Here is a 25058-nt window from a genome sequence, read left to right as displayed (position 1 = left end):
AAGCAAAGTGTAAGGATAAAAAACCACAGGTGTAAATAAAAACTTACACGCCACTAATATCCAACAATAGCTGAGTACATTCTTCCCTGCTCATGAACTTAGGGACAGGGTAATTCCAGTGCGCCTCTTTCAGAATTAAATCTACAAGCGCATCAGCATCTTCGCGCTTAATGAGTGCACTTTTCTGCTTAATATCAATGCTTGCAAACAAAGACTCCACGTGCGTCAAAAAGTGTTGAGCACTCGCCTCACCTGACTGCCCTTCGGCCGTCAACGCATCGAGTTTTCTTAGTTGAGGCTCTATCTCTGATAATGAAAAGCGCAGCACAGGTAATAAGGCTAGTCCGTTTGCCATGCCATGAGGTATTCCATATTTCGCACCGAATGTGTGAGCAAACGCATGAACATAACCCAAACTCGCTTTCGTAAATGCTAAACCTGCATAGTAGGATGCCATGGCCATTTTATGTCGAGCTTCAACATCATCCCCTTGTGCTACGACCCGAGGAAGATACTTAAAAATTAACTTAATGGCGGCAACAGAGTAAGCCCTAGTTTCTTGAGTAGCATTTCTCGACACATACGCCTCAATAGCGTGAGTTAATGCATCAACGCCAGTATCAGCCGTGATCTTAGGAGGTAAACCAATCATTAAGTTCGCATCTAAAGCTGCCATTAGTGGTACCAACTTTGGATCCATCAAAGGGGTTTTAATGTGTGAGGAGGGATCTGATACGACCGCGGCGATAGTGACCTCACTTCCTGTTCCTGCGGTCGTTGGAATAGCAAACAGAGGCGCTGGCATTCGCCATACTTTCAATAGTCCAGCTAACTTTTTTATTGGCCGTTTATTGGTAACTTTCGCAGCAATGACCTTTGCGCAGTCCATTGCCGAGCCACCTCCCAAAGCTAATATGCCCTCACAATGAAAACGATGGTAAGCCTCTAGACCGCTTTCTACCTGATCATAGGTAGGATCGGGCTGCACTTTCGAGAAAATATCTAACTGTAAATCGAGTTGTGCTGCCGCCTTGAGCACCTTATCGACAATACCGACTTGGACTAACCCTTCATCGGTAACTAATAAGACGCGTTTAAATCCCAGTTCGGTCATCGATTCTAATAGCTCATTCATCGAACCAGGGCCGGAAAACAAGGTTGGTCTCGGCATAGGAAGGATAAGAGCTGCTATTTTTAGCCCTGCGGTGTAAGTCCGATATAAGCGATGCTTCAACATACGAAATCCTTTTCATTTAGAGCTATCATTCTAGCTACTTTTATCACCTATGCTTACTTTGCAATCACACATTTTTAATTAAGTCATTCCATCAACACATAAATGCTGCTGAGGGAGCAATACCGTTATCTTGATCTCCCCACACCATGTGAGCTGTAGAGAAAATTATTTTTTATGACTTTCCATTAGCGTTACCTTAATAACTCACCCCTCTTCGGCTTTGCCGATCATAAAGTGGTTATTGAAGGTGCCTTATCATTCATACAAACTCAAAAATATGAATTCTGCTTAATCACATAACGGTACGGAATATCAGTAATCTAATCCGAACATCACTTATAAAAATACAAATAAGAATGCGTTACATCATGATTTATTGTCGTTTTCAAATAAGTCAATAAAAGCAACAATAATCTTTCAAAACTAATACTTAGTTCAAATAACTGACTCTTAATCATGAGCTTCAGGTGATATTGTTATGCAACTAGGATTATTATCCGCCCCATAATTAAAACTACGTCTAAACGCCCACCTTTTTGGGGTCTATTCGCTGTCGTACCCAATTTTCCTATCACCTTCTGATTTGGGTTTCGCGTGGGCTAATTAGCAATGTCGGTATAAACCATGAATCATTCTTGCCATTCCCATACGGACACGGGCTTTGAAGTCGATCTAAAACAAGCACTTATCTGGGTTGCTCGAGCACTCGATTATGTCGGTGTTGACGATACTCACCACAGCCATCGTGTCGCTTATATCGCTTACCAATGTGCTCGCGTCATGGGTTGGGAGCCAGAAAAAGCGGAGTTTTGTTACTTCGCAGGTATGATCCACGACTGTGGAGTCTCCGAAACACAAGAACATAAAATGTTACTTGAAGAGCTCGTGCCACAAGACGTGAAAACACACTGCTTAAGAGGGTACCGAAGCCTCGAGCAGTGTCGTTTGTTGCGCCAATTTGCGACACCAGTTCTTTACCACCATACACATTGGAGCGAACTAAAAGAGCTCGATTTACCGCCTTTTGAAAAAGAGGTGGCCGCCCTGCTCTACTTATCAGACCGCCTTGATTTTATGCGCTCAAAATACGTCATGAACTGCCACTGTGACATTGTCACGCTTCATGAAGAATTGATTGCTGAGTGCATCATGGCAAACGTTGGAACCTTGTTTAATCCAAGCATGGCCGAAGCAATGGTTAAACTCGTCATGACCGACGCGTTTTGGTTCGCGATGGAGTCGGAAAATATTGAAACTATAGGCCTAAATTTTAAAAGCATTGATTGGCTTCAAAAACAATTAACCATCCAAGATATGAATAGTTTGGGAATGTTTATCGCTCAAATTGTCGATGCAAAGAGCCCGTTCACTTATCAACACTCACAAAAAGTAGCGGAATTATCTCGTTATCTAGCAATTAAGCTTGGGCTAAACGAGCACGACCAAGAAATGTTATATATTGCAGGGCTGGTGCATGATATTGGAAAGTTAAAAACACCAGATGAAATCCTTCACAAAGAAGGCTCTCTGAACAAACAAGAGTACACACGCATTAAACGCCATACCATTGATACTCAGCTCGCATTGCACAAGGTCTTTCCTAACGCGAAAATAGCGGAATGGGCTTCCAATCATCATGAACGTTTAGACGGGTCGGGCTATCCCTATCACAAAACAGGCGACGAGCTCGATGTTCCATCGCGTATCATTGCTGTCGCGGATGTCTTCCAAGCCCTGTCTCAAGATCGCCCCTATCGAGGACGAATGACTCAAACACAGATCGCCGACATTATGGGTGAGCAAATAGCCAAAGAGGAGCTTTGCTCTAACGTTTATGCGGTATTAGAACGAAACATGACAGAGTGTTACGAACTCTCAACCGACGTTTAATCAAAACAGGGGCGAACACACGCCCCCTTTTTTAGGATGATAAGACTAGGCCGACAAACAGCTACCTAGCAATATCAAGTAAATTATCTCGCACACCATTGATTCTGAACCAACCAGCAATACTAAAACGCTCGGCATTAGTTGGTAACACCTCATGTGGGAACTGCTCTGATAAGAATACGAACAAACGCCCTGAGCGTGGGGGAATGGTTGCAATTTTAGTGTCATTCAAATCGTATACTACTAATTCACCCGCGTCTTCTTCCGTCCAGGATTCGTTCATATAAAAAACGGTCGTCAATCGACGGTTTTCGTTACCTTTGAAACAATCTAAATGTTTTTGGTAGAAGTCCCCTTTCTCGTACTTGGCAAAATGAGCTTCGTACTCAAAAAGTCCAAGAAACAAGTGACGGTTCACTTCTTGGCGGATCTCTTCCATTTTATCCAAGTAAGAAGTAACAGCATGCCCCATATTTGGCGATAACCATTGAATCTTGTCACTTCGAATAGATTCAATACGAGTAACATCATCGTTACGACCAATACGTGCTTTTTTCCAGTTGCTTGGAATGCAATCTCGCAGTTGAGCCACCTCTTGTTCAGAAAGAAAATCATCCCAGATGTAGTAGCCATTGGTTGCTAACGCATCGATCATTTTATTCATTATTTTCGTTCACTCGTGTTAGTTGGGCGCTCTATATAAAAAATCTGCGACACAACAACAAATGCGATTTTTTATCGAGACGACAACAAAGCAAAACGAGAATTAAAATAGGCGATGTAAGATACAAAAATGCCGCTCATGTGAGCGGCAATGTCGTTTATTATTGACGAGCTTCTAATCTCGTTGCTCGAATTCGCAACGGACGAAGACGCTTAATGCTAGGACGCTGTTTGTTTTTTAGCTGGATATGACAAAGTTCCAGAATCAAACCAAATGCCATCGCAAAGTACACATAACCTTTATTGATATGAATTGCGAAGCCTTCTGCCATCAATAAGCCACCCAATAAAACGAGGAACAGCAATGCCAACGTTTTAAAGCCGGGATAGCGCGTCACCAGATTATTGATTTTTTCAGCAGTCATTACCATCACGATTGCAGACGAGACAATCGCCGCGACCATAAGCGGGACATCACTTGTCAAACCGACGGCGGTTATCACCGAGTCCATTGAGAATACCGCATCCACAGCAACAATCTGCAGCAGTACTACCGCTAATCCAGTACGAGCATGAGTCGAGTGGCCAGATTCATTGTGATTTAGCCAGCTCCACAACTCTTTCAGGCTTTTTGCCAATAAGAATGCACCACCCGCGATCATGATCACGTCTCTTCCGGTAAACGCTTGGTTTGCGACGGAAAACAGTGGTTGAGTCAACTGCATAATCCAAGAGATAGAAAAAACCAATGCAATACGAGCAATAACAGCAAGGCCGATGCCAAGGTTTCTTGCCAGTTTACGTTGGTGCTGTGGCAATCTTTCACATAGGACGGAGATAAAAACGACGTTATCAACGCCTAAGACAACTTCAAGCGCAAACAAAGTGGCAAAAATCGCCCAAGCCTCTGGTTGCATGAAAAGTTCTAACATGAGTACGCCTCCAGTGATGGGAAGACATACGGTGAAGGGTTCTGTCGACTAAAGGGGTCGTCCATTAATTATTTATACCTCTGTTACTTAAGGATCTTGAGTAAATCACCAAACAATCAACAACACAATGGCTATTTTTAATAGGTAATGACGGCTTTTCATTCGTACACAAACTATTCAGCCCTCGCACTAGAAAGATAAATAAAATAGAAATTCTAAAATTGAAGAAAGGAAAACGCCAAAGACCTAACAAATCCAAGAGAGTTCTTTAATCTTACAAAGCTCAAATTATTTTTACGCAACACGTTAAATACATTGAGCTCAAAGCGAAAGATGCTCATTTACGAGATAAACAATAGTAAAAATTTGTTTCATCCTGATATACTGCCAAAAATCATAAGAAACCATGCTATTTATGGACTACATTGCTCTTTCACGCATTAGCCTAAAACATCTCACTGTATTGCATATGTTGTTAACCACTCACAGTGTTACGCTTGCCGCAGAGCGCCTGTGTGTAACACCTTCGAGCGTCAGTAAAACACTTGGGCAATTACGTGAAACGCTGAAAGATGACCTTTTCTATCGCGATGGTACTCGCTTGGTACCAACAGCATTTGCGCTGCACATTGGCCCCTCAATCCATGGCATACTCTCTAGCATGAATGGATTATTACATCAGGGCTCATTTAATCCAGCTTACTATCAGGGCAGTTTCTCATTAGCTATGCGTGAAAGTTCGTTTGAGCTTTTTGCGCCAGTTCTACAACATTTATCTCAGCAACTCGGTAATCACGCACATTTGAATGTGCATGCAAAAGAGGAAATGAGTTTCGATGCGTTGGTAAGAGGCCAAGTGGACTTTTTGCTGCTTCCACACGATCTTAGTCAGCCGCCCACGCAAAACAAAGACTTGGTATGGCAAACCATTCTGAAAGACGAAATGGTTTGTTTAATGGGACCATCAAATCCACTCTCTAAACAGCCTTTGTCTGTTGAAAGCTACCTCTGTGCAAGACACATTGGGATTCATGATAAAGATCTCTCACAACCTTATTTCGAGCAGAACCTCACACAAAGGCACTCGAAGCGAAACATGGCTATGCGTGTAGCGGATTTTGGCTCAGCTGCGGTGATGTGTCAGCACTCAGATTACTTGTTCACCTGTTCCAAACTTTGGGCAAGGGCGGCCATGCAAGCAAAAGGCTTGGTTGAACAATCCCTTCCATTCGATTATGGACAGGTAGCCTACAGCCTCGTTTGGAACAAAGCGAGCTTGAACGATCCGGCTTTAAAATGGCTACAAAAACAATTGCTCGATGCCTGTGCCATGCTAGACGCGTGCGATGCGTGAGTAAGATAACGAATCAAAACTGCATTACGTGAGTATAGCCGGCACTGCGATGGGGTTACTCACGTAACGTAAAAGTTCTGATTTTAAGCGTTCGATATCATGGCGCGAGCAGACATCCCAAGTTAGCGCCTCCCCCATGACTCCGTGATGTTGAAATGCATTTAAACGGATAAGCACCGATTCAGGCAAAGTACTCAAATAGCGCCCAATCGCTACGATTTCTATATCTAAATCACTTTTCCCTGGAATATGCAGTAACCGAACTTCATACAATTTTTCATGCTTTGCGAGGTACTGAAGCGTTTTGAATACACGGTGATTATCACGCCCAGTTAGCCACTGGTGCGTCTCTGTCTGCCACGATTTCAAATCGATCATCGCACCGTCCAGAAAAGGAAGCACACGCTGCCAACCTGTCACTGATAAAGAGCCATTGCTGTCGATGAAACAAGAAAGGTGCTGTAGCTCAGGATATTGCTTCATCCCTTTAAACAGCTCAATAATGAAAGGAAGTTGTAAGGTAGATTCCCCACCGGATACTGTAACACCACTGATGAAAAAGCGATGTTTGCGTATCAAATCGAGCATTGTTACCACAGAGTAGTCAGTAATTTTTGGATTAGATTGGTTCTGACATATCTCTATACAATGATCGCAGTGGGTGCACTCCTCTTTAAGCCAAACAACGTTGTTGTTTTCGTCGAACTTCAGTGCGTCTGCCGGGCACTCACTCACACAATCACCACAGTGATTACAATGGTTTATTGTATGAGGGTTATGACAGTTCAAACACTGATAGTTACAACCCTGTAGAAAGATGACTAGACGATTTCCTGGCCCATCAACACAAGAGAAAGGAAGGATACGAGTGACTTTTGCCAAAAGGCTTCCACTTCGTCTAGACATCTTGTTCTTTCCTAAACCGACCTTTACGCCTGCGTGTAGGTCGGTGTCATTTCATGACTCACCACACGTGGTGAGCGTTCTAAAATCCCAGTATTTTTTGCCGCCTCTGCTCCCAGAAACGTCGTATTGGTTCTCGAACCTTCTGCATCATATTTTGCGATATCAGAAAGTTTAACCATGTATCCCGTAACGCGAATCAAATCATTTGAGGCCACATTCGCGGTAAACTCACGATAGCCTGCATTTAATGCCCCTTTGCACAAATTGAACATCGCTTCTGGGTTTGATTTCACCGTTTCATCAATCGTCAAAATATCGCTGATACCTGCACGATAATACTGGTGATGCTCAGCTGTTGCTTGTACATAAGTGACAGGGTCTGGCTCCGTGCCATAAGGAAGGCGCACACCTGGCGTAACGCCAAGATCTAAGCTAATACCACCTTGAGCATGTAAGAGCGCTTTGCCATCCAAACCGTATTTCACTGGGGTTGACTCCACTAGTTTCGCCAGTGTGGCTGAAACATCATGAGCAAAGGCATTCGCACGTTCATCTTTTCCGTACTGCCCCGTTTGACCTTCTTTTTCGAACAGAAGATTCACCGCTTCTGCCATACCATAAATGCCATACATTGGTGCGAAACGGGACTCTTCAATCAACCCTTCTTGCGTCAAAAATCCTTGAAAGAAATTGGACTTTTCATGCAAGTGCGTACTTCTAGCGTCCATCAACTCAACCATTAATTGATGGTATAGAGGTAAAACACTGTTTAAGAAGTCGTTACAATCCGATGCTCGTTCTGCGACTTCTTTTAGGTTCATTCGCACCAGCGTGTTTGAACCACCAGCCAGTGGCAGTGAATTGTAGCAACTTACAATACCAAAACGTGAACCGCTGTAGGCTTTCGAGTGCACAGGGTAATTGGCAATATGAGGCTTACTACACTCGCAAATATTCTGCGTCGCTTGACGAAGTAAATCATCAGGCGTGACCGACTCGTCGTACATAAAAGTAAGATTTGGCGCAATCTGCTTGAGCTCGGCGTCCACTTTTAAAATAGTGCGACAAATAACGTTGTCTGTCGGTCCGACATTCACGTGCATAAACGCATCTGGCAATGTGCGATCCAACATGATCCAAAAATGTTTTAACTTTTTGTAAATTTGATTCTCTGTTAGGTCGCCTATGTAAGGCAGCAAGACATCATCCAACTGACCTAAATACACCGGAATATTCGTTACCGATGGAACATGATGGTAAATGATGGTGAGCATATTCAGCGCATCATCGAAATCGTCAGCTGGAAGCAACTCTAGATACTCAGAGCCTTGCGATAGGAACTTAGCGTAATCAGGCAGCACATAGCGTGGTTTGAAAGGTGCATGGCCTTCAAACATATCACAGATGATTCCTTCATCCATTGCTTGTCTTAGCGATGGGGAAATCGACATGTAAGGAATACATGCTTCCGCCTCCAAGGCCAAAAAGTTCGACTTTTGTTTTGGAGAAAGACGAACATCAGTCGCAATGTATAGAAAACGTTGTTGTAGTTCAGAAAGGCTTTTCATCTGAGATGTCCCTGAAAAAGTAACCACAAACCCACAAGCTAAAACATGGATTCTACCCCTAAAGAGTAACGTGATTTTACTCCGGCTTACCTGTTGCCACTAATGAAAATAAACAAAACGTCTATTTCCATAATGGAAATAAGCTAACGCTAAATTAGGTTATTGCAACTTACGCTATTGAAATAACCCAACCATGCACCGAACACGCGCTTTCTCATCGGTTTGCCGTCGACAACATGACGCCCGCGCTAATAAATACTCCGCCAGTCAGGCGATTGAACAACTTGGCTCTTCCAGCGACAAACAGCCAGTCTGAAGCTTTTACACCTAATAATGCATAAAATGTTAGCCAACTTAGCTCAAACACCACAAATGTAGATGCAAAAATCGCGTATTGAGCCAGCAAAGGCGCAGAGGGATCAATGAACTGAGGAAACAAAGCGGTAAAAAAGACAATCGCTTTCGGGTTACTAGCACCAACAATAAAACCACTGGTGAACGCGCTGATCGTATTCGAGGAGCTTTGGACGGCTGCCGTTTTGTTAAAATCCGTTTGAGAAGAGCGCAGCGCTTGAATGCCTAACCAGATTAAATAAGCGGCACCACACCATTTGATAATATTGAAGACCAACTCAGATGAGGCAATCACAACCCCTAACCCGGTAAAAGAAAGCGTTAGTATAATAGTGATCGCTGATAAACTGCCTAGCGCAGTCATGAGGGCAATACGAAACCCACTGCTCACACCTTTACTTAAACACAGCAATGAGCTTGGCCCAGGCGATGCAGTGAGCACCAAAATGGCCAGGGTGTAAAAAATCCATGTATCAATTTGCATTGGCATCCCTTCCCGCAAAAAGTTAAGGGTTATATCTCAATCTTTATTGAGATATTCCTAGCTCAGTTTCCATCCATGAAACTCGATTCTTTAATAACCACCTAGTCCCTACATAATTTAGAAACCATTAATAGATAGTTATGCAATCAAAATACGCTCTGCATGCAAGGTTGTAAAGCATGTTTATTTTTCTTAATCATAAAAAGGCTTGGGATCGATTTCTAACGATGACGGAGCGACTGCTCTTTCTATTTTGTGTAAGCTATTTTTCAAATCGACCATCGCCACATCGATATAACGCTGATATTTGCGTGAGTAAAAACACTTCACTTCTGGCTTTAAAGCTTGAGAGTCATTTGAGGACCAAACAATACCAACACGCCCATCACTCAACTCAACAATAGAGCCCACTGGGTACATCCCAACGCAATTGATGAACTTGTAGACTAGGTCTGCATCTAAATGAAATGGCGTTAAACTCAACAAGATTTTAAACGCTTCTGCTGAGCTCATGCCTTTTTTGTAGCAACGATCGGCCGTCAATGCATCGTAAATATCAACAATACAACTCATGCGGCCGTGAATCGGAATCTCATCGCCTTTCAAGCCTCTAGGGTAACCATTGCCATCTAACTTCTCATGATGCATCAAACAGACATCGCGACTCACATCACTAAGGCCCTTTACATGGAGAATAATCTCACCAGCGAACACTTGATGTAGCTTCATGTGTTCAAACTCTTCAGGTGTTAGCTTTGCTGGTTTATGCAAAATCTTGTCATCAACTTTAATTTTACCTACATCATGAATGATGCCACCAATAGCGAGCTGCTTTAGTGTCTGCTTATCTAACCCCAAGTACTTACCAAATGACACTAAAAGACAAGCCACATTGACGGAGTGTTCCAACAAGTAGGAGTCTTTTTTTCGGAGTGCAGAAACACATTGCAACGCATCTGAGTCGATAAAAACGCTTTCAATGACATCATCGGCCCAAGCTTCTACCTCATCAACTTCAATGATTTTGCCTTCAAAAGTTTGATTCAATAGTTTCTGCGCCAGATCTTTTGCTTCCGCAATTAGCTTTTTGGCTCGTTTATGTTGAACATCTCTCGAGCGATAAGCGCGTTGAACCTTCGAAAAGTCAGAGGACTTGGGCTCTCGCTCCTCTTCTACGGCAACAATGGATTCATCCACAGGCTTAAAGACACACTTCTGAGAAGATAATGTTTGATCTACCCAAACATACTTCACGCCGCTCGCGGTAAGCTTCTTAATGCCCTCTGGGCTAGATATCCGCCCTGCATTGGCTAAATTTACGCGCTTGTTGTGCTCTATCGCGGTAACAAACATACCAACGCCGACATCAGCGAGCGCAATTTTGATTGAATTTTTTGGATCGTACTGCATAAAAAGAAAGCTTACTCGATATTAACGGCAGTATTATAAGAGATTTGATTAATTGGCGTGATAATAAATTAGAATTGATTACTATTAATGAGCATCCTGTCAATTAATAACCTATCGCTATCACTAAGCCCTTTTTTTTAATATGGTCTTTAGCCTAGCAAATATACAGATATGACACTCAAGAGCAGAACCTCTAACCGACACGTCTTAAAATAACTTGAGGATAATTATTCATAAATATTTATAGATTGCGGACAGCATCAATAACTGTATTTTATAAATGATTTTTACTGTTGACTATTTTTTATAAATGTCGATGATTAGCCGCCTAATCTTAGTATGTTATTAACCTAGTAGCGCATAAAATGATAGCCAAACAATTTGAACTGATACTTTTGTGATTGTAATGTACGCCAACAGATCAACTCTATGTTATCAAACCCCCACACTCATCTCTGATGCTAACACGCTCGAGGAGGAAATATCTTGACCACCATATTTGACCAACAAGCCTCAGATAGTGACCGAGAGTTCCTGAAAATCGTTGAAGAACGATTCATTCATATCTTCGACGTATTTAACGAAGGCCTCTTCTACATGGATGAGTTTGGTACCATGGTATTTTACAACAAAGGCTTCTATGAACAGCTCGGTATTAACGCTGGCCGAATCAGTTTAGAGCAGTGGTTAGAACTTGTTCATCCTCTTGATCGAGAAAGGCTGTCCACAAGGGTCGATGCGCACATCACGACCAACAATACGAGGGTTACAACCACTTACCGAGTGCGTAAACCCAATGGACAATACGTCTGGATAGAAGGCGTAGCCATGACCAAAGAAACAGAACATGGCCATTACATGGTTGGCAGCCATCGCGATATTTCTGAGCGTAAGCTGATGGAAAGTTACATCCATCAAGTTGCATTTCATGACAACGCGTCAGGCATGGCTAACCGCGCCCATCTCTTGCTGGATATCGAGGACAGTGTACGTACCACCGATTCTTGCGCGTCTATTTGTTATATTCAGATCGAAGACATCAAATCTTACTTGAATCAATATGGCAGTGAACTGGTCGATGGGTTAGTAGAGAAGTTGCTACAAACTCTCAGTCACTTGCCCTCTCCAAACAGCTCGGTGTATCGCGTGCATGATGATGACTTTGCGATTTTGATTCACGATGAGTGCTCAATAGAAGCGCTACAGAGTTACGCTGAAAGTTTAAAACAAACCTACCATGAAGCGGTGATTGAAGAAGGCCAATACCTAGGTAGCAACATTAGCATTGGTTTGTATCCTTGTATTGACCCTAGTCACTCCGCAGAGGAAATTTTACGTAAAGCGGCAAGAACTTGTCAGTACGCGAGCGAACAAAATAGAGACCGCGTCGCGGTCTACAGTGAGAAGACGCAGCATGCCGTTGATCGCTACTTCTTTATTGAGCAAGGTCTTAAAAGTGCGCTAGAAAAACAGACATTAAGTGTTAAGTTTCAGCCAATTATTGACGCCAAAAGCTCAAAAGTGGTGAGCTTCGAATCGCTAGTTCGCTGGCGTAGCAAAGAGTTTGGCGAAATTTATCCCGACGAGTTTATCCCTGTAGCAGAGAACAAAGGATTGATCGTCGAACTGGGATATCAAGTATTTGCCAAAGCGTATGAATTCATCAAAAACTACCGTGAACGTTACCAAAACCAAGTTCGTGTTAACGTGAACGTTTCTGTACTTCAGTTGATGAACAGCGAATTCCCTACGCGAATTAAAGCCATGGCGGATGAAGCTGGCGTTGACCCCGAGTCTATTGTTTTGGAACTGACAGAAACGTTTATTTTGGATAATAACCAGACGGCCATTGCTCCCCTAAGCACGCTCAGGGAGTTAGGTTTTGCACTCTCGCTCGATGACTTTGGCTCTGGTTACAGTTCATTAAATAGCTTCTTCGACTTGCCGATGACACAAATCAAAATTGATAAGTCGATGGCATGGAAGACACTGACCAATCGCTCTTCTCAAGAGTATTTGAAGTTTCTTATCACTATGTGTCAGGAAAATAATATTGAAGTGGTGATAGAAGGCATCGAAGACGCAAAAATGTGTGACTTCTTTTCCGAGATGGGCGTCGATTATTTGCAAGGTTATTGGTTCTCTAAACCACTCTCTGTTGCCAGTGCCAGTCGCTATTCATTGAGCTAAACCGTTCTTCGGCGAAATAATCCCAGAATTAACGCTATTCCGCACGGCCACGTTAAGCATGCTGAACTACTCACAGTAAATTTCAGACACTAACTGGCCGTGACGAAAACAACCTTAGAGAGCCTTGATTAACGTAGGCGCTCAAAAACAACACTCTGATCTAAGTGTTCGTGATATTGAGTGTAATCTAAGCCCATATCAAAGATATATTGAGTCACCAAGTTTCTAACGCACTCAATCAATTGGCTCGCTTGCCATGGCTTCTCAAAGTAGCGATCAATACCTGCGGAGTTAATCGCATTAATGGTATCCGTGTGCGTCGCCTGCCCCGTCAGAAGCACTTTACGTGTGCGAACAAAACGACTGTCTTGTGATACCTCTGTCAGTAGTTCCACTCCTGTTTTACCTGGCATGACATGATCGGAAATTATTAATGCGATCATCTCGCCTTCTGCATCAAGCTCATCCATCAGTTCTAGAACCTCACCTGCGGATTCGCAGTCTTCGATATTCAACCACTGATGTAACGGCTCTAAATCTTGTAGAACCGCGCTTAATACCTCTCGTTGGTCATCAACGCAAATTACATTAAGCTTCTCCATGTTCACCCTCTACTGGTAACTTGATTCTAAAAATTGTTTTTTCACTGTCGCTCTTTACCACAATAGAGCCGTTATATCCGGCGATAATGCGTTTCACAATCGACAGCCCTAATCCTAAACCAAACGACAACCCACCCTTTTTAGTGGTGAAGTTTGGCCGGAAAATTTTTCTGCGTGTCGCTTCATCGATTTCTGGTCCGTTGTTAGCAATCGTGACCAAAATTTTCCCCTTACTCTCTCGAGTATGTATTTCGATCCCCGGATCTTCGGTTTGACCAAGTGCATCACACGCATTCTTTAAAATATTGACCCAAACTTGGACGAGTTCGGTTTGAGAGCCGACAAAGTCCGGCAACTCCGCTGGGCTAAAACGTACGCTCACGCGTCTTAAGTCACTTTGCAATAGGGCCAGCGCTCGATTGATTGAGTCATTAATATTAAACGCTTCATCCAAGTCGATATCCGTACGCCCCAATTGTTTCACTGAACGTACAATGCCAACAGTATGTTTAGAGGCAATACGCAAATCATGAAGGTCTCGCCCCATTTGCCAGAAACGTATCGCTTCTTCGGGTCTTTTTAACCAATGCTCCGACAGGAAATTATTTGGAACGGCACGAGCGAGATCACGCGCGAGATCCTTAGGTAAGCCGTAATATTTTTCGAAGTGACGCCCCCGCTTTCTCGCTTCGCTGGAAGAGACTTTCTGTCCTTGCATCAAACCAAAATCAAAAAACTGACTCGCTTCCGGATGAACTTCTTCAAGCAATTCCATGATGACCGACTCGAGTCGCTCTGATTTACTGCTTACCACACCAATAGCATTGTTCAACTCATGAGCAATACCCGCAGCAAGCTGTCCTAACGTTGTCATTTGCTCTGCGGTATGCAGCTTTTGTAACGCTTTTTCTTTAGCCAAGGCCTCTTGCATTGCACGCCGTTGACGCCGAGATAACTCGTTCACCATCACAGGCATAAATTGTGTCGTCAATGGTCCGTATGTCACCTCTTCCACCGCGGGCGTATCACGCTGTATCCAAGCCAGTTCAACGTCGGTTTGAGCAATAACTGTCGAAGAGGCCGTCCATGTACCAGAAAAGAAACTATGTACGCCAATAAACGCACCTTGAGACGCAGAAAATGCCTGAATTGGCTTCTTGTCGTCTTCCGCATAATAGCCAGCCAACTCTCCTGAAAGCACGTAGTACAACCGATCGTTGTAGCCAGCTTGCTCGATCAGCACCGATCCGGATAAAACCGTTAATCGGCGTTCAAGATGGTTAAAATAGCGTTGTACTAACGCATCTAGTTTCGTTTCGTACATGGGTTACCCAATATGCCCAACGGTATGTAAAATCCAAACCATAACAAAACTAAGTAATACACCAATCACGCCCAGCACTGCACCGATACGAGCCATTTGGCTGCTTTCGACATGCCCAGTAGCATGAGCTAACGCGTTTGGTGGCGTACTGATTGGTAACGACATACCGAGTGACGCGGCAAATGTCACGACTAAGATCAGCGTCACTTCTCCACCCAATGGCGTTAACGAAGTCATCGAGGTACCTAGCGCAGCCATAATCGGCATAAGTAAGTTTGCAGTAGCCGTATGCGACATAAAGTTTGCCATTAACAAGCACAAGAAAGCCGCACCAAACAAGACCACATATGGCGAGAACTGATCAAACGGAATACTGTGTACCACCAGCTTCGCAAGCCCTGTTTTATCCAGAGCAAGACCCAGAGCGATACCACCTGACACCAACCAAAGCACGTCCCAAGAAATTTTCTTCAAATCTTCCTTGTTGATAATGCCCGTCAATGAGAATACCGCGACCGGAATTAATGCCACTGTGTAAGAGTTCATCCCATGTGCTGACCCCATCAACCAGAGAATAATCGTACCTGCGAAGGTGACATAGACAATCATCGCTTTTGGTGTTTTCAAAAACTTGCTCTTAATATTCAGATCAATGGTGGTTTGCTCGGCTTTATACAAAAAGCCAATCAGAAACCACGCTAGCGCCATCATCACAATGACGAATGGCACGCCAAAGACCATCCATTCACCAAAGGTAATTAAGTTGTCACCAACCAAATATTTCAGCGCGATAGCATTCGGGGGCGTGCCGATTGGTGTACCAATACCACCAATGTTGGCGGCAACAGGAATACACAAGGCAAACGCAATTCGACCGGGATCTTTAGGCCCAAATACCGCAATCACAGGGGTTAGAATCGACAACATCATCGCTGTTGTTGCGGTGTTTGACATAAACATGGAAAAGACAGCGGTGATCAACATCAAACCCAACATAACGAACTTTGGGTTTTGCCCAAATGGTTTTAGCAACACGCGCGCTAAGTTGACATCCAGCCTGTACTTTGTCGCCGCCATAGCTAAGAAGAACCCACCGAGGAACAGCATTATAATCGGGCTAGCGAAAGTCGCCATTATCTCGTTATATTGCAACAGCTCACCAAAATGTGGCTGCCCTTCTTGCAAGCGAAAAAGCACGATGCTTTTATTCGAAACAAGCAATAATTCGAGCACAATGATAACGACCGAAGTGGCGTAGATTGGAATAGGTTCAAACACCCAGCAGAGTGCAGCAAGCAAGAAGATTGCGATCACTCTCTGCTGGACGATAGTAATGCCATCAAATGGGAATGCAGAGAGGGGCATTAACCAAATAAGCAATGGTATCAATGTTGGAATAATGTATTTGAGATAAGGGCGCATAGTACTACTTCTCTTCCTGAGATGGTTAGCCAGACACGTTTGGCGTTTGGAACGCCATTACCCACCGCAATACCGAAGCTTTTAGGCTCTGACTAAGCCTTCAGAGACGAAAAATGCAGTAATGGCTTGTTCCAGAGAAGATTATGCACACTGTTTTCAAACAAAACTTTGGTGCGAGATCAATGAACTTGTTTTCACATTGGAAAACATTTTATATCTGTGTTCAAGCTCACTAAATGCTCACGATTTCAGTGAAATATACTTTTCCATCATAAAGTTAGTTAAGGTTTCTCCCCTAACTTCAGCACGTTGCTGAACCTTAACTGTGAACCCCATTTTCTCGTAGAAAGGTCGGACAGTGATACTCACTTCAGAGTACAGTCGCTCTATCCCCTTTACTTTCGCCTGTGAAAATAGAAAAGACATCAAATCACGACCAATACCTTGGCCTTGATATTCATGGTGACAAAAGAAATGGTCAATCAAGCCGTCACTTTGCAAATCACAATAGCCAACGATCTGCCCTTCTATTTCCGCGATATAGGGTTGAATAGCATCCATTGTGCGTTGCCATGAATTGAGATCAAAATCTGATGGGGCCCAAGCTGAAACTTGTGATTCGGTATAATCGCGACGATTAATGACTCGTACAGTGTGGTAAAAAAGTGTCCACAATATTGGAGCATCCTCTGTGCGATAGCGACGTATTGAGAGCATCGGTTCAACCATTCCTATTCGATAAATACCAAGTATTAACGCAAAGTAATACTGGTGAACTCATCATTTTCAATACCAACCACTAAAGGCTTTTCAAGCTGATCGCTGTTCATCAATACGGTGGTATTCAGCTCTCGACTTGATCTGCGTATTTTGCTTTTTCTGATGATATGTATATTAACAATGTAATCGGAATATTCCTTCGTGACTCCTCCAGAAAACTCCACATGCTCACTTTCATTATCTTGGACCACATGAAATTTTCGATTTGCTTGAATATCCGCACTGAGTGAAGAGTCACCGTAGTTCAGTACAACGGACGTTGGTTCACTATCTTGATTGGCAAAACAGCCAAATGCGAACATGCATAATGCAAGTATACTTTTTGATTTAAACATTGGTTATTCAATTTCTAGTTATTTTTCTGCCATTTGCATTACCAAATAGCACTCCTTCCGTAATCGCCCATTGTGCCACAGGTGTACGCAAGTCTCTAAATACAGTAAAAGGATGTACGATGAAATTCCGCTAAAAATGGGGAAATCACAATGCAGCTGAGGATAAATCAGCCTACTTAATCGCTCCCAATAACACCCAAGCAATTGTTTTTATTTAATTTTAAATTACTAAATAGTGTAAGCAATATACGTACAAGCTCTTACTTTTTCATACGCAACTAAGCGAGTTAATAGAGAAAGACAATATTTTCTATGCCACATGTTACAAATCTACTCATCTCATTATCACGTATGATCCGATATTGTAGCGCTAGCCTTTCCTTCTTTTTAACGAAGGGAAGATTTAACAATAAGGCTTGCACCTATTTTATAGCTAAAATCAATAAAGCATTTCCAACATCGGTTGGTCTAGGAGCGATCAATGAAAAACTCTCTCAGTTTTACTCATCTATTAAAAGTTGGCTTGATATCAATCGCAGCTTTGATGGGTGGATGCACTCAAGGAGATTGGCGTACCGCAAGCAGAGAACCTGCCGGTATCGCGCCTGACCCTTCCAATGTAAAACATGCCGTAATTGAGTTTTATGCCGCAGATGCATTTGGTTGGCGAGGCTGGTTTGCGGTGCACACTTGGTTTGCAGTAAAGCCTGAAAATGCGAACGAATATACCGTGTATGAAGTGGTTGGGTGGCGCGTGAATCGTGGACAACCCGCTCTGTATCAATACCAAACGGGCACACCAGATCGCTACTGGTATGGTGCGAAGCCAGAAAAAATACTCTCAATACAAGGTGAAAAAGCCGATAAACTTATCCCGAAAATACAAAGTGTTATCAACCAATACCCTTGGGCTGAAGAATACACGTTGTTTCCAGGACCAAATAGCAACACATTCCCGGCTTGGGTGGGCAAGCAAATTCCAGAGTTAGAACTCGACTTGCCATTTAGAGCAATTGGTAGCGGCTACGCCAACGAATAGAACAAAAGCTTGGTAACTGGCGCGTTTTACGTTCAGCGCATAGCACTATACCTATTGTGCGTCTTCACCTAACTCGGTTCTGTTTCTTCCGTTGTGCTTTGCTTTATACAGAGCGTTGTCAGCGTCTTTCATTACCGCTTCAATTGGCATATCGTTGCCTTTCCAGTGAGAAACACCAAGTGATACCGTTACCTTACCAACGACCAGGAAATCGTGTTTTTCTACGTTATGCCTAATCCGCTCAGCGACATCAACCGCGTGATGAACATCCGTCTCTTCAAGGAACATCATGAACTCTTCCCCACCGGAACGGCAAAGATGATCATTCGCTCGGGCCTGCTCTTTCATCAACTGAGCGAATTCTTTGAGTAGATTGTCACCCACATCATGACCATAGTTATCATTCACGCTCTTAAAGTGATCAATATCCAAAGCTAAAATAGAAAAAGCGGTGTTTTCTTGCTTAAACAAGCCTAGAACTTTGTCTAAGCCGCGTCGATTTAACAACCCAGTCATCGCGTCTGTTAGCGTATCCAGTTGCAGCTTATCAATGGTTTTTGAAACGATACCAAACGCTTTGAGGAAACTGAGCTTCAAATGTGAAGCCTCAAAATACCAAGACTTAACCAGCTTCAAATCATCGATGGATGAAGAGTGTTCTTCCACTCCTCGAACAGCGCCAGCCAGTTGCCATAATGGTCTTGAAATAAGTAGAGAGAAGAACCAGATCAACAGCAGAGTTAATAAACCAATTGGAATCGATTTGAAAAATACACTCCACATCTGCTCATCTAGCACCATTAACGTCATTGATTTCGGGCGCTGAGCGACAATTCCCCACCCTGATGATTCAACTGGTGCATACCCTGCTAGCATTTCAACACCGCGAGAGTTCACAATTTCTTTGTTACCACGCTGACCCATTGTCACGGCGTTAATTGCCATATTATCGTTGATCACTTCACCAACCCGCGATTTATCTGGGTGGTAGATCAGCGTATTGCTTTCGTCCACAACGTAAAGGAAAGAGCCATCTTTGTAAGCATGCTGGCTAAGTAATTCCGCAAGAATATTATCCTTCTCTAAGTAGATAGTACCGCCGATATAGCCTAAATATTCATTGGACTGAGAAAATATAGGGTATGAGATCGTTAACAGATAATTTCCTGCGGGTGAGATGAATGGCTCAGTGACAACGGGCGCTTGAGCATTTAAAGATTGACGTTTTCTTTCACCAACGAGCTTTACACCTTTCACCTGAAGTGTCTCTGGTGATACAGAAATAATGACGCCTTTCGCATTAACGACAACCACAGAGTTGAATGATTTGGTTTGCTTTCTCAGCCTCTCCGCCTCTTCGTCAAGAAACTGAGCATCGTGCATCTTATCTTTTAGCAAGTTCGCACTGTATTTTAACTGCGACATTGAGCTTTCTATGAAAGAGTCCGTCATTTCTGACATTTTTTGCGCATAAACGCGGTTGGACTCTAACGTGTTATTGATGATGAGATCTCGTTGCACTCGATAGATCGAATAAAACGCATTGATCAAAGTGACAAGCACGCTGAAAACACACAGGATTACAATAAGGTTTCTAAGATTAAGTTTTTCTTTTCTTCTAAAGGACATTTGCCAACTGCCAGCTTCGATGGCTTTTTGTATGAATGAGCGTATAGGTTATATGAAATTGATTTAATTTTCAGGTAGGAAGTTGGGAGCAGTGTTAAATATTTTCTCACATAATAGAACGCAAAATGAGCTAATAAGAGAATTCAGTGACACAAAATAAATGCCGTGCCACTGTAATATCGCACAACTTTAAGCAAGCTCTGTGCTGGTCATTACCATTGTCTTTAATACATCGACAACAAGCTGATGATCATCTAACTGCGGTAAACCCGATACCGTCACAACCCCAATTAAACCAGAACCCATGATTCGAATTGGGAACGCGCCGCCATGAGCACAATACTCACGCGCATCGAGATGTGGCTGATTTTCAAAATCACGCTGCTTTTGCTTATTGTACAGCGAGAGGTAGTAAGAGCTGTGACCATATCTCAATACTGAATTTCGCTTTCTACGAACCCAATCCAAATGGTCAGCGCACGTTCCTGTCATCGCGTATTGAAATAGCGTTTGTCCAAAACCGTAGACCTCAATAGCCACAGCCGCGTCACAGGCTTCCGCCGCTTCTTTTAAAGCTAAACCAATAGACCACGCTACTTGGTGGTTAAACTCTTTCAATTGAAGCTCATGCTCTTGTTGAGCGACGAGCTCAAGCGTTAAGCTCATGATTTCACCTGAATCGTTTTACCCGTTTTACTGCTTTCCAATGCCATCTCAATCAGAGCGATATTCTGTACTGCTTGAACGGCAGGAACCGGGTTATCAGTACCCAAACGAATGGCATCTGCTACACCAACAAAATAAGCTTGATACGCACCTCTCTCCGTTTTGATAGTTTGCGCACCGTCTTCGTCGTAGCGGACACCGTATAACGCCTCGTCCTCTTCTGACCAAGCATCGTTCTCCGGTAATCGGCCTTCTTTTAAGTAACCTTCTTGAGGATCTAATCCGAACTTTTCATATTTAGCTTCGGTACCCAATACTTTATAACGCAGGTTTGGTTCTGGGCTGTATAAGTTTGAATGTAAATGCACAATATGATCTGGATAATGAAGCACTAAGTTGTAGTAATCAATCGTCGTCGCGCCCGGGCGCATCATTCGACACTGTGCGTCTATTGCATCTGGCAAACCAAATAACACCAAGGCCTGATCGAGAAGATGGGGAGCAAGATCGAATAAAATACCACCGCCATCTTGAGCCTGCTCTCGCCAGCGTTGACGAACTTCAGGACGGTAGCGATCAAAGTGCGACTCAAACAGCCTCACATCACCTAACTTACCTTGTTCGATAAGCGATTTAACAGTGAGAAAATCGCCATCCCAACGCCTATTATGAAAAACGCTCAGAACCAATCCTTTTTCTTCTGCTAAGGCGATCAACTCATTCCCATCTTCTATGCGCGTTACAAACGGCTTTTCGACAATAACATGTTTGCCATTGTTCAACGCGCGCTTTGCGAGCTCGTAGTGCACGTCATTTGGCGCAGTGATGATCACAAGCTCAGCGTCACTGTCATCGAGTAAAGTATTGGCATCAGCAAACCACTGAGCATCTGGCCAATCATTTTGGACCGCTTCCTGTTGACGAGAACTTATTGCGCTCAACGTCAAGTTTGGCAGTGCTTTAATGAAGGGTAAGTGGAAAGTTTTTGCTGAATATCCGTAACCAATCACGGCGGTCTTTACGGGATCGTAAGCCATACTAAGATTCCTTATTTCGGTGAAACAACAATACATTCAATATCATTGTGGTCGAGAAGTTGTTGAAAATCTGATTGAGGAGCATGATCGGTAATAACGATGTCGATCTTTGACAAATCACATACATGGTGAAAATTGTCGCTTCCAATTTTGCGGGATTCACAAACGACAATGACTTGTTGAGCTTGCTCTATCATGGTTTGTTTCATGGTTGCTTCTAGCTCATTATTTGTCGTCAACCCTCGGGATGACAACGCGCACACACCAATAAACGCCTTATTCACATGATATTGCTTCATTTGCTGTTCTGCTTGTGCACCCAAGATCGCTCTGGCGTAGGGGTCAAAGTGTCCACCTAAGAAATGGACGTCCATTGATTCACTTTTTTCAGCAGCGATTAGTACGTCAATACTGTTGGTGACCACGTTGAGCTTATCTTCTTCACAGCGTGCTTTTTCTACGTAAAGTGGGAGCAGAGATAAGATAGTGCTGGTATCAATAACAAGGTGGTCACGCTCATCCAAAAGCTTAGCGGCCGCTTGAGCGAGGCGATGCTTAGTGTCACTAATTGGTCGATTAGAGTACGCCTCTGTAGAGGAAGATATCGGGGCAAGCATGACGCCACCTCGGATTCTTTGTAATCCCGGTAGTTGGCTCAACTTGACTAAGTCTCGACGCGCTGAATCTCGAGAGATGCCAAAATACTCGCAAACTTCCGATAACGTTATTTTGTTTTGTAGCTCTAGCTTGGCTCTGAGCTCTATCAATCGCTCTTCTTGCGTCATTACTTAAATTCACTTAAGTGGTTTTAAGCAATGATGCCACACAGCAATCAAATAACCAATACGGACGCACGCAATATTTGCTTATGCTGATACCAAACAGAATTGTTAAGTTGAGGAGATGAAGAGCGTTTTGCTCATCACCCCCTATCAAAAAATTTTTGGTGTAATGTTTGCGTTGGCTGGGTCGCTATTTTTTCATCGCTTCTTTAAAAACTTGATTCCAATCTTGTTTCATATCGACAAACAGCCAACCTTGCTCTTCACCCACTTTAAATGATTTGTCTAATTTCCCCACGTGAGAGTCTTTATCATACGCGCATTCACGCTTGTCATCCGTGTGATGGATAACCGCTGAAAATCGTGGGCCAGACCCCGCTTTAGTCCACTCTAGCATTTGTAAGTCACCGTCAGAATTACCAAATGCCATCACCGGGCGCTTACCAATGAAGTTCTGGATCGTGACAGGCTTCACCGCTTTATCATTCACAAAATCAATTTCTGGCAAGCGTTGAATCGTTGGCTTTCCATCAACGACCTGATACTCCGCTTTTAATGTCGTCCCAACGATATTTTGCGTTGGGATCCCGTACACTTCTGGTGCCCAAACACGCATGAAATCAATGCCACCTCCAGAAATTATATAGGTCTGGTAGTCATTTGCTCTCAAGTAGTCGAGTAACTCAAGCATCGGTTGATAAACCATTTCAGTGTATGGCTTTCCCGTCGTAGGATGAACGGCCGTTTTCATCCACTCCTTCACTTCTTGATGGAACTGATCAGTCGACATTCCAGAGTGAGTCGCCATAACAAGCTGCATCACACCTTCAAGGCCTTGCTTGCCAACCCCCTCCAAGTCACCTTTTATTGCCGAAGCAAAAGGTTCTGTTGTTTTCCAATCAGGATGCTCAGAGGCCATCTCTTTCACTTTATCGATCGCAAAAAACAGCTGTAGATAAACGGGTTTTTCTGCCCACAGCGTCCCGTCATTATCAAACGTAGCGATCCTTTGGCTTTCAGGAATATAAGCGTCCGATCCTTGAGTCGTCGTTTTAGTAACAAACGCCATAATAGCTTGCTTCGCACCGGTGTTGTTCCATGACGGCAGAGGATCTTGCACATCAGCAGCAATGCTATAGCTAGACAGAGCAAAACTTGTCGCAAGGACAATCACCTTTAACTTTATAGCCATTTTAATTCCTTATATTGAGGTACGGGATGCAAATCCAAATGAAAGTATAGTTCACGATTAACAAGCGCAATTCAGAGCAACATATGCAACGACACCAGAAAGTGACCTTGTAACTAGAAACACGCTTTAATTAAAGAAGCTTACTGATAAAGTGTTGAGTTAGCTGGCGTCAACCTGCTCTGAAGTACTTTGACGTCCCTTTTTCTGATTAAGCTCATCAATCACGTAATCCGGAGCCACTTTCTTAAGTTCCGCTAAACACTGTTCAGACTTGGGGTTGTCGTAACGAATGTAGATATCACACACTGCATAAAGCTGCTCCGGCGCGCCAGAGATCAAATAAGCTTTTTCAAAAGCGTCCACAGATTTTTTAAGATCTAACTCTTCTTGCAGAACACCATTTAAGTACCAAAAATAACTGTTGTTCTTTGCCATGTTAGCGGCCTTTTCAATTTCGCTAGCGGCATCATGCTTCTCACCGAGTCTTACTAGCGCCAATGACTTCGAGTAATGCAAAGCAGCGTTATCAGGAAAAAGTGTGATTGCTTCATCAAGTACTTGGATAGCTTGTCGATCTTTTTGTTGCGCTCGAAAATTGTCCGCATAGCTTAACCAGACTTGCGGGTTACTTGGCATCAGCTTGGTTAGCTCTGGATAAATCAATGCCGCTTTGTCCCACTCTCGATGCCAACGATATACATCGGCAAGGAGTAATCTAGAAACGTTGTCAGTTTTCTGCGACAAGTAGGATGTTAAATCAGTCACCGCGCCTTCAAGTAACTGTTGCTGCTCCGAACTTAAACTGGCGTAATCTCGAACCAAGTTTATCGCTGCGGTAATTCGAACCATTGCATCGTCATCACTTAGCAACGGGGAAACCAGACGCCAGCGATGCTCTATCATATAGGGTTGAGCTCCTACAATTGCTGCTTCACGAATTCCAGCATCTGCATCTTTCAAACCACGAGCGACGGCAACCAAAGCGTTTTGGCTGGGGTAGTTGGCCAGTTCACGTAAAGCATCAATACGCTTTTCTGAAGACAACTTTTTGTTTTGTGCATCATAAGACAGCTTTTCGATTTGCTGTGTTGGTGTAATTGGAGCTTCTTGAGATGCTATCTCAACGGGTGAAACTTTATCTGAATTGAGCAGAGGTTTATCTTGAGCCCAAACGCCTTGGCTTAACGCTACACTCATCGCGAAAGTTAAGAGTGACTTCGTAAAATGCGTTATCTTTTGCATTGATTAGACCTTACTTTTAT

22 protein-coding genes are annotated in these 25058 nt (G+C 43.3%); 4 read left to right on the top strand and 18 right to left on the bottom strand.

What is annotated here, in order from left to right:
* Window positions 1-43: 43 nt before the first annotated feature.
* Window positions 44-1237, bottom strand: a complete 1194-nt coding sequence (locus tag L3V30_RS09845) for an iron-containing alcohol dehydrogenase (protein WP_237308829.1) — start codon at window positions 1235-1237, stop codon at window positions 44-46.
* A gap of 624 nt (window positions 1238-1861) precedes the next feature.
* On the opposite strand from L3V30_RS09845, the gene L3V30_RS09840 reads away from it, so the two are divergent.
* Window positions 1862-3127: an HD domain-containing protein gene (locus L3V30_RS09840; protein ID WP_237308828.1), complete on the top strand. Its 1266-nt coding sequence runs from the start codon at window positions 1862-1864 to the stop codon at window positions 3125-3127.
* A 61-nt stretch (window positions 3128-3188) separates the two neighbouring features.
* Here L3V30_RS09840 and L3V30_RS09835 read toward each other — a convergent pair whose 3' ends face one another.
* Together L3V30_RS09835 and L3V30_RS09830 are read right to left on the bottom strand one after the other, a co-directional pair.
* The gene (locus tag L3V30_RS09835) at window positions 3189-3791 is read right to left on the bottom strand and encodes a 2OG-Fe(II) oxygenase (RefSeq protein WP_046875222.1); all 603 of its coding nucleotides are present in this window, start codon (window positions 3789-3791) and stop codon (window positions 3189-3191) included.
* Window positions 3792-3951: 160 nt separating this feature from the next.
* Window positions 3952-4722 (bottom strand): TerC family protein, encoded by a 771-nt coding sequence (locus tag L3V30_RS09830; RefSeq protein ID WP_085343871.1) that lies wholly within the window; start codon window positions 4720-4722, stop codon window positions 3952-3954.
* Between the two features lie 415 nt (window positions 4723-5137).
* On the opposite strand from L3V30_RS09830, the gene L3V30_RS09825 reads away from it, so the two are divergent.
* Complete coding sequence (locus L3V30_RS09825; protein WP_047008735.1) at window positions 5138-6076, top strand: LysR family transcriptional regulator; 939 nt, start codon at window positions 5138-5140, stop codon at window positions 6074-6076.
* 24 nt (window positions 6077-6100) lie between these two features.
* On the opposite strand, the gene L3V30_RS09820 is transcribed toward L3V30_RS09825, so the two are convergent.
* The 4 genes from L3V30_RS09820 to L3V30_RS09805 all read right to left on the bottom strand — a co-directional run bounded on the left by L3V30_RS09820 (window position 6101) and on the right by L3V30_RS09805 (window position 10798).
* On the bottom strand, window positions 6101-6982 hold the full coding sequence (locus L3V30_RS09820) for a YjjW family glycine radical enzyme activase (protein WP_237308827.1): 882 nt from the start codon (window positions 6980-6982) through the stop codon (window positions 6101-6103).
* Window positions 6983-7005: 23 nt separating this feature from the next.
* The gene (locus L3V30_RS09815; RefSeq protein ID WP_237308826.1) at window positions 7006-8550 is read right to left on the bottom strand and encodes a YjjI family glycine radical enzyme; all 1545 of its coding nucleotides are present in this window, start codon (window positions 8548-8550) and stop codon (window positions 7006-7008) included.
* Between the two features lie 214 nt (window positions 8551-8764).
* Entirely contained in the window at window positions 8765-9388 is a 624-nt protein-coding gene (locus tag L3V30_RS09810; RefSeq protein ID WP_237308825.1) for a LysE family translocator, read from the bottom strand.
* Between the two features lie 192 nt (window positions 9389-9580).
* Window positions 9581-10798, bottom strand: coding sequence for an HD-GYP domain-containing protein (locus L3V30_RS09805; RefSeq protein WP_005394162.1), 1218 nt, complete (start codon window positions 10796-10798; stop codon window positions 9581-9583).
* A 486-nt stretch (window positions 10799-11284) separates the two neighbouring features.
* Here L3V30_RS09805 and L3V30_RS09800 point away from each other — a divergent pair, with 486 nt between their 5' ends.
* Complete coding sequence (locus tag L3V30_RS09800; RefSeq protein WP_237308824.1) at window positions 11285-12988, top strand: EAL domain-containing protein; 1704 nt, start codon at window positions 11285-11287, stop codon at window positions 12986-12988.
* A gap of 128 nt (window positions 12989-13116) precedes the next feature.
* Here the strand turns inward: L3V30_RS09800 and L3V30_RS09795 are convergent, their stop codons facing one another.
* The 5 genes from L3V30_RS09795 to L3V30_RS09775 all read right to left on the bottom strand — a co-directional run bounded on the left by L3V30_RS09795 (window position 13117) and on the right by L3V30_RS09775 (window position 17451).
* Window positions 13117-13590 carry a response regulator gene (locus L3V30_RS09795; protein WP_047008729.1) on the bottom strand — a complete coding sequence of 158 codons (474 nt, stop codon included), beginning with the start codon at window positions 13588-13590 and terminating at the stop codon, window positions 13117-13119.
* On the bottom strand, window positions 13577-14914 hold the full coding sequence (locus L3V30_RS09790) for an ATP-binding protein (protein WP_237308823.1): 1338 nt from the start codon (window positions 14912-14914) through the stop codon (window positions 13577-13579). The genes L3V30_RS09795 and L3V30_RS09790 overlap by 14 nt, the downstream gene beginning before the upstream one ends.
* Window positions 14915-14917: 3 nt before the next feature.
* The gene (locus L3V30_RS09785; RefSeq protein ID WP_005394158.1) at window positions 14918-16336 is read right to left on the bottom strand and encodes an SLC13 family permease; all 1419 of its coding nucleotides are present in this window, start codon (window positions 16334-16336) and stop codon (window positions 14918-14920) included.
* A gap of 240 nt (window positions 16337-16576) precedes the next feature.
* Window positions 16577-17053 (bottom strand): GNAT family N-acetyltransferase, encoded by a 477-nt coding sequence (locus L3V30_RS09780; protein WP_237308878.1) that lies wholly within the window; start codon window positions 17051-17053, stop codon window positions 16577-16579.
* Between the two features lie 35 nt (window positions 17054-17088).
* Window positions 17089-17451: a hypothetical protein gene (locus L3V30_RS09775; protein WP_226421637.1), complete on the bottom strand. Its 363-nt coding sequence runs from the start codon at window positions 17449-17451 to the stop codon at window positions 17089-17091.
* 481 nt (window positions 17452-17932) lie between these two features.
* On the opposite strand from L3V30_RS09775, the gene L3V30_RS09770 reads away from it, so the two are divergent.
* Entirely contained in the window at window positions 17933-18490 is a 558-nt protein-coding gene (locus L3V30_RS09770; protein WP_005394154.1) for a DUF3750 domain-containing protein, read from the top strand.
* A gap of 51 nt (window positions 18491-18541) precedes the next feature.
* Here the strand turns inward: L3V30_RS09770 and L3V30_RS09765 are convergent, their stop codons facing one another.
* The 6 genes from L3V30_RS09765 to L3V30_RS09740 form a co-directional block, all read right to left on the bottom strand.
* Window positions 18542-20119, bottom strand: a complete 1578-nt coding sequence (locus L3V30_RS09765; protein ID WP_237308822.1) for a sensor domain-containing diguanylate cyclase — start codon at window positions 20117-20119, stop codon at window positions 18542-18544.
* A gap of 189 nt (window positions 20120-20308) precedes the next feature.
* On the bottom strand, window positions 20309-20785 hold the full coding sequence (locus L3V30_RS09760) for a heme-degrading domain-containing protein (protein WP_048626342.1): 477 nt from the start codon (window positions 20783-20785) through the stop codon (window positions 20309-20311).
* Complete coding sequence (locus L3V30_RS09755) at window positions 20782-21822, bottom strand: oxidoreductase (RefSeq protein WP_237308821.1); 1041 nt, start codon at window positions 21820-21822, stop codon at window positions 20782-20784. The genes L3V30_RS09760 and L3V30_RS09755 overlap by 4 nt, the downstream gene beginning before the upstream one ends.
* A gap of 11 nt (window positions 21823-21833) precedes the next feature.
* Entirely contained in the window at window positions 21834-22607 is a 774-nt protein-coding gene (locus L3V30_RS09750) for a DeoR/GlpR family DNA-binding transcription regulator (protein WP_074191408.1), read from the bottom strand.
* 187 nt (window positions 22608-22794) lie between these two features.
* Window positions 22795-23796, bottom strand: coding sequence for an HAD family hydrolase (locus L3V30_RS09745; RefSeq protein WP_237308820.1), 1002 nt, complete (start codon window positions 23794-23796; stop codon window positions 22795-22797).
* Window positions 23797-23955: 159 nt separating this feature from the next.
* Window positions 23956-25038, bottom strand: a complete 1083-nt coding sequence (locus L3V30_RS09740) for a hypothetical protein (RefSeq protein ID WP_237308819.1) — start codon at window positions 25036-25038, stop codon at window positions 23956-23958.
* Between the last annotated feature and the right edge of the window lie 20 nt (window positions 25039-25058).

Origin of the sequence: Vibrio sp. A1-1 (assembly GCF_021728175.1) — a bacterium.
Lineage (GTDB): Bacteria > Pseudomonadota > Gammaproteobacteria > Enterobacterales > Vibrionaceae > Vibrio > Vibrio diabolicus.
The sequence above is the reverse complement of the archived record's forward strand: the minus strand, read 5'-3'. Positions and strand labels throughout refer to the sequence as shown.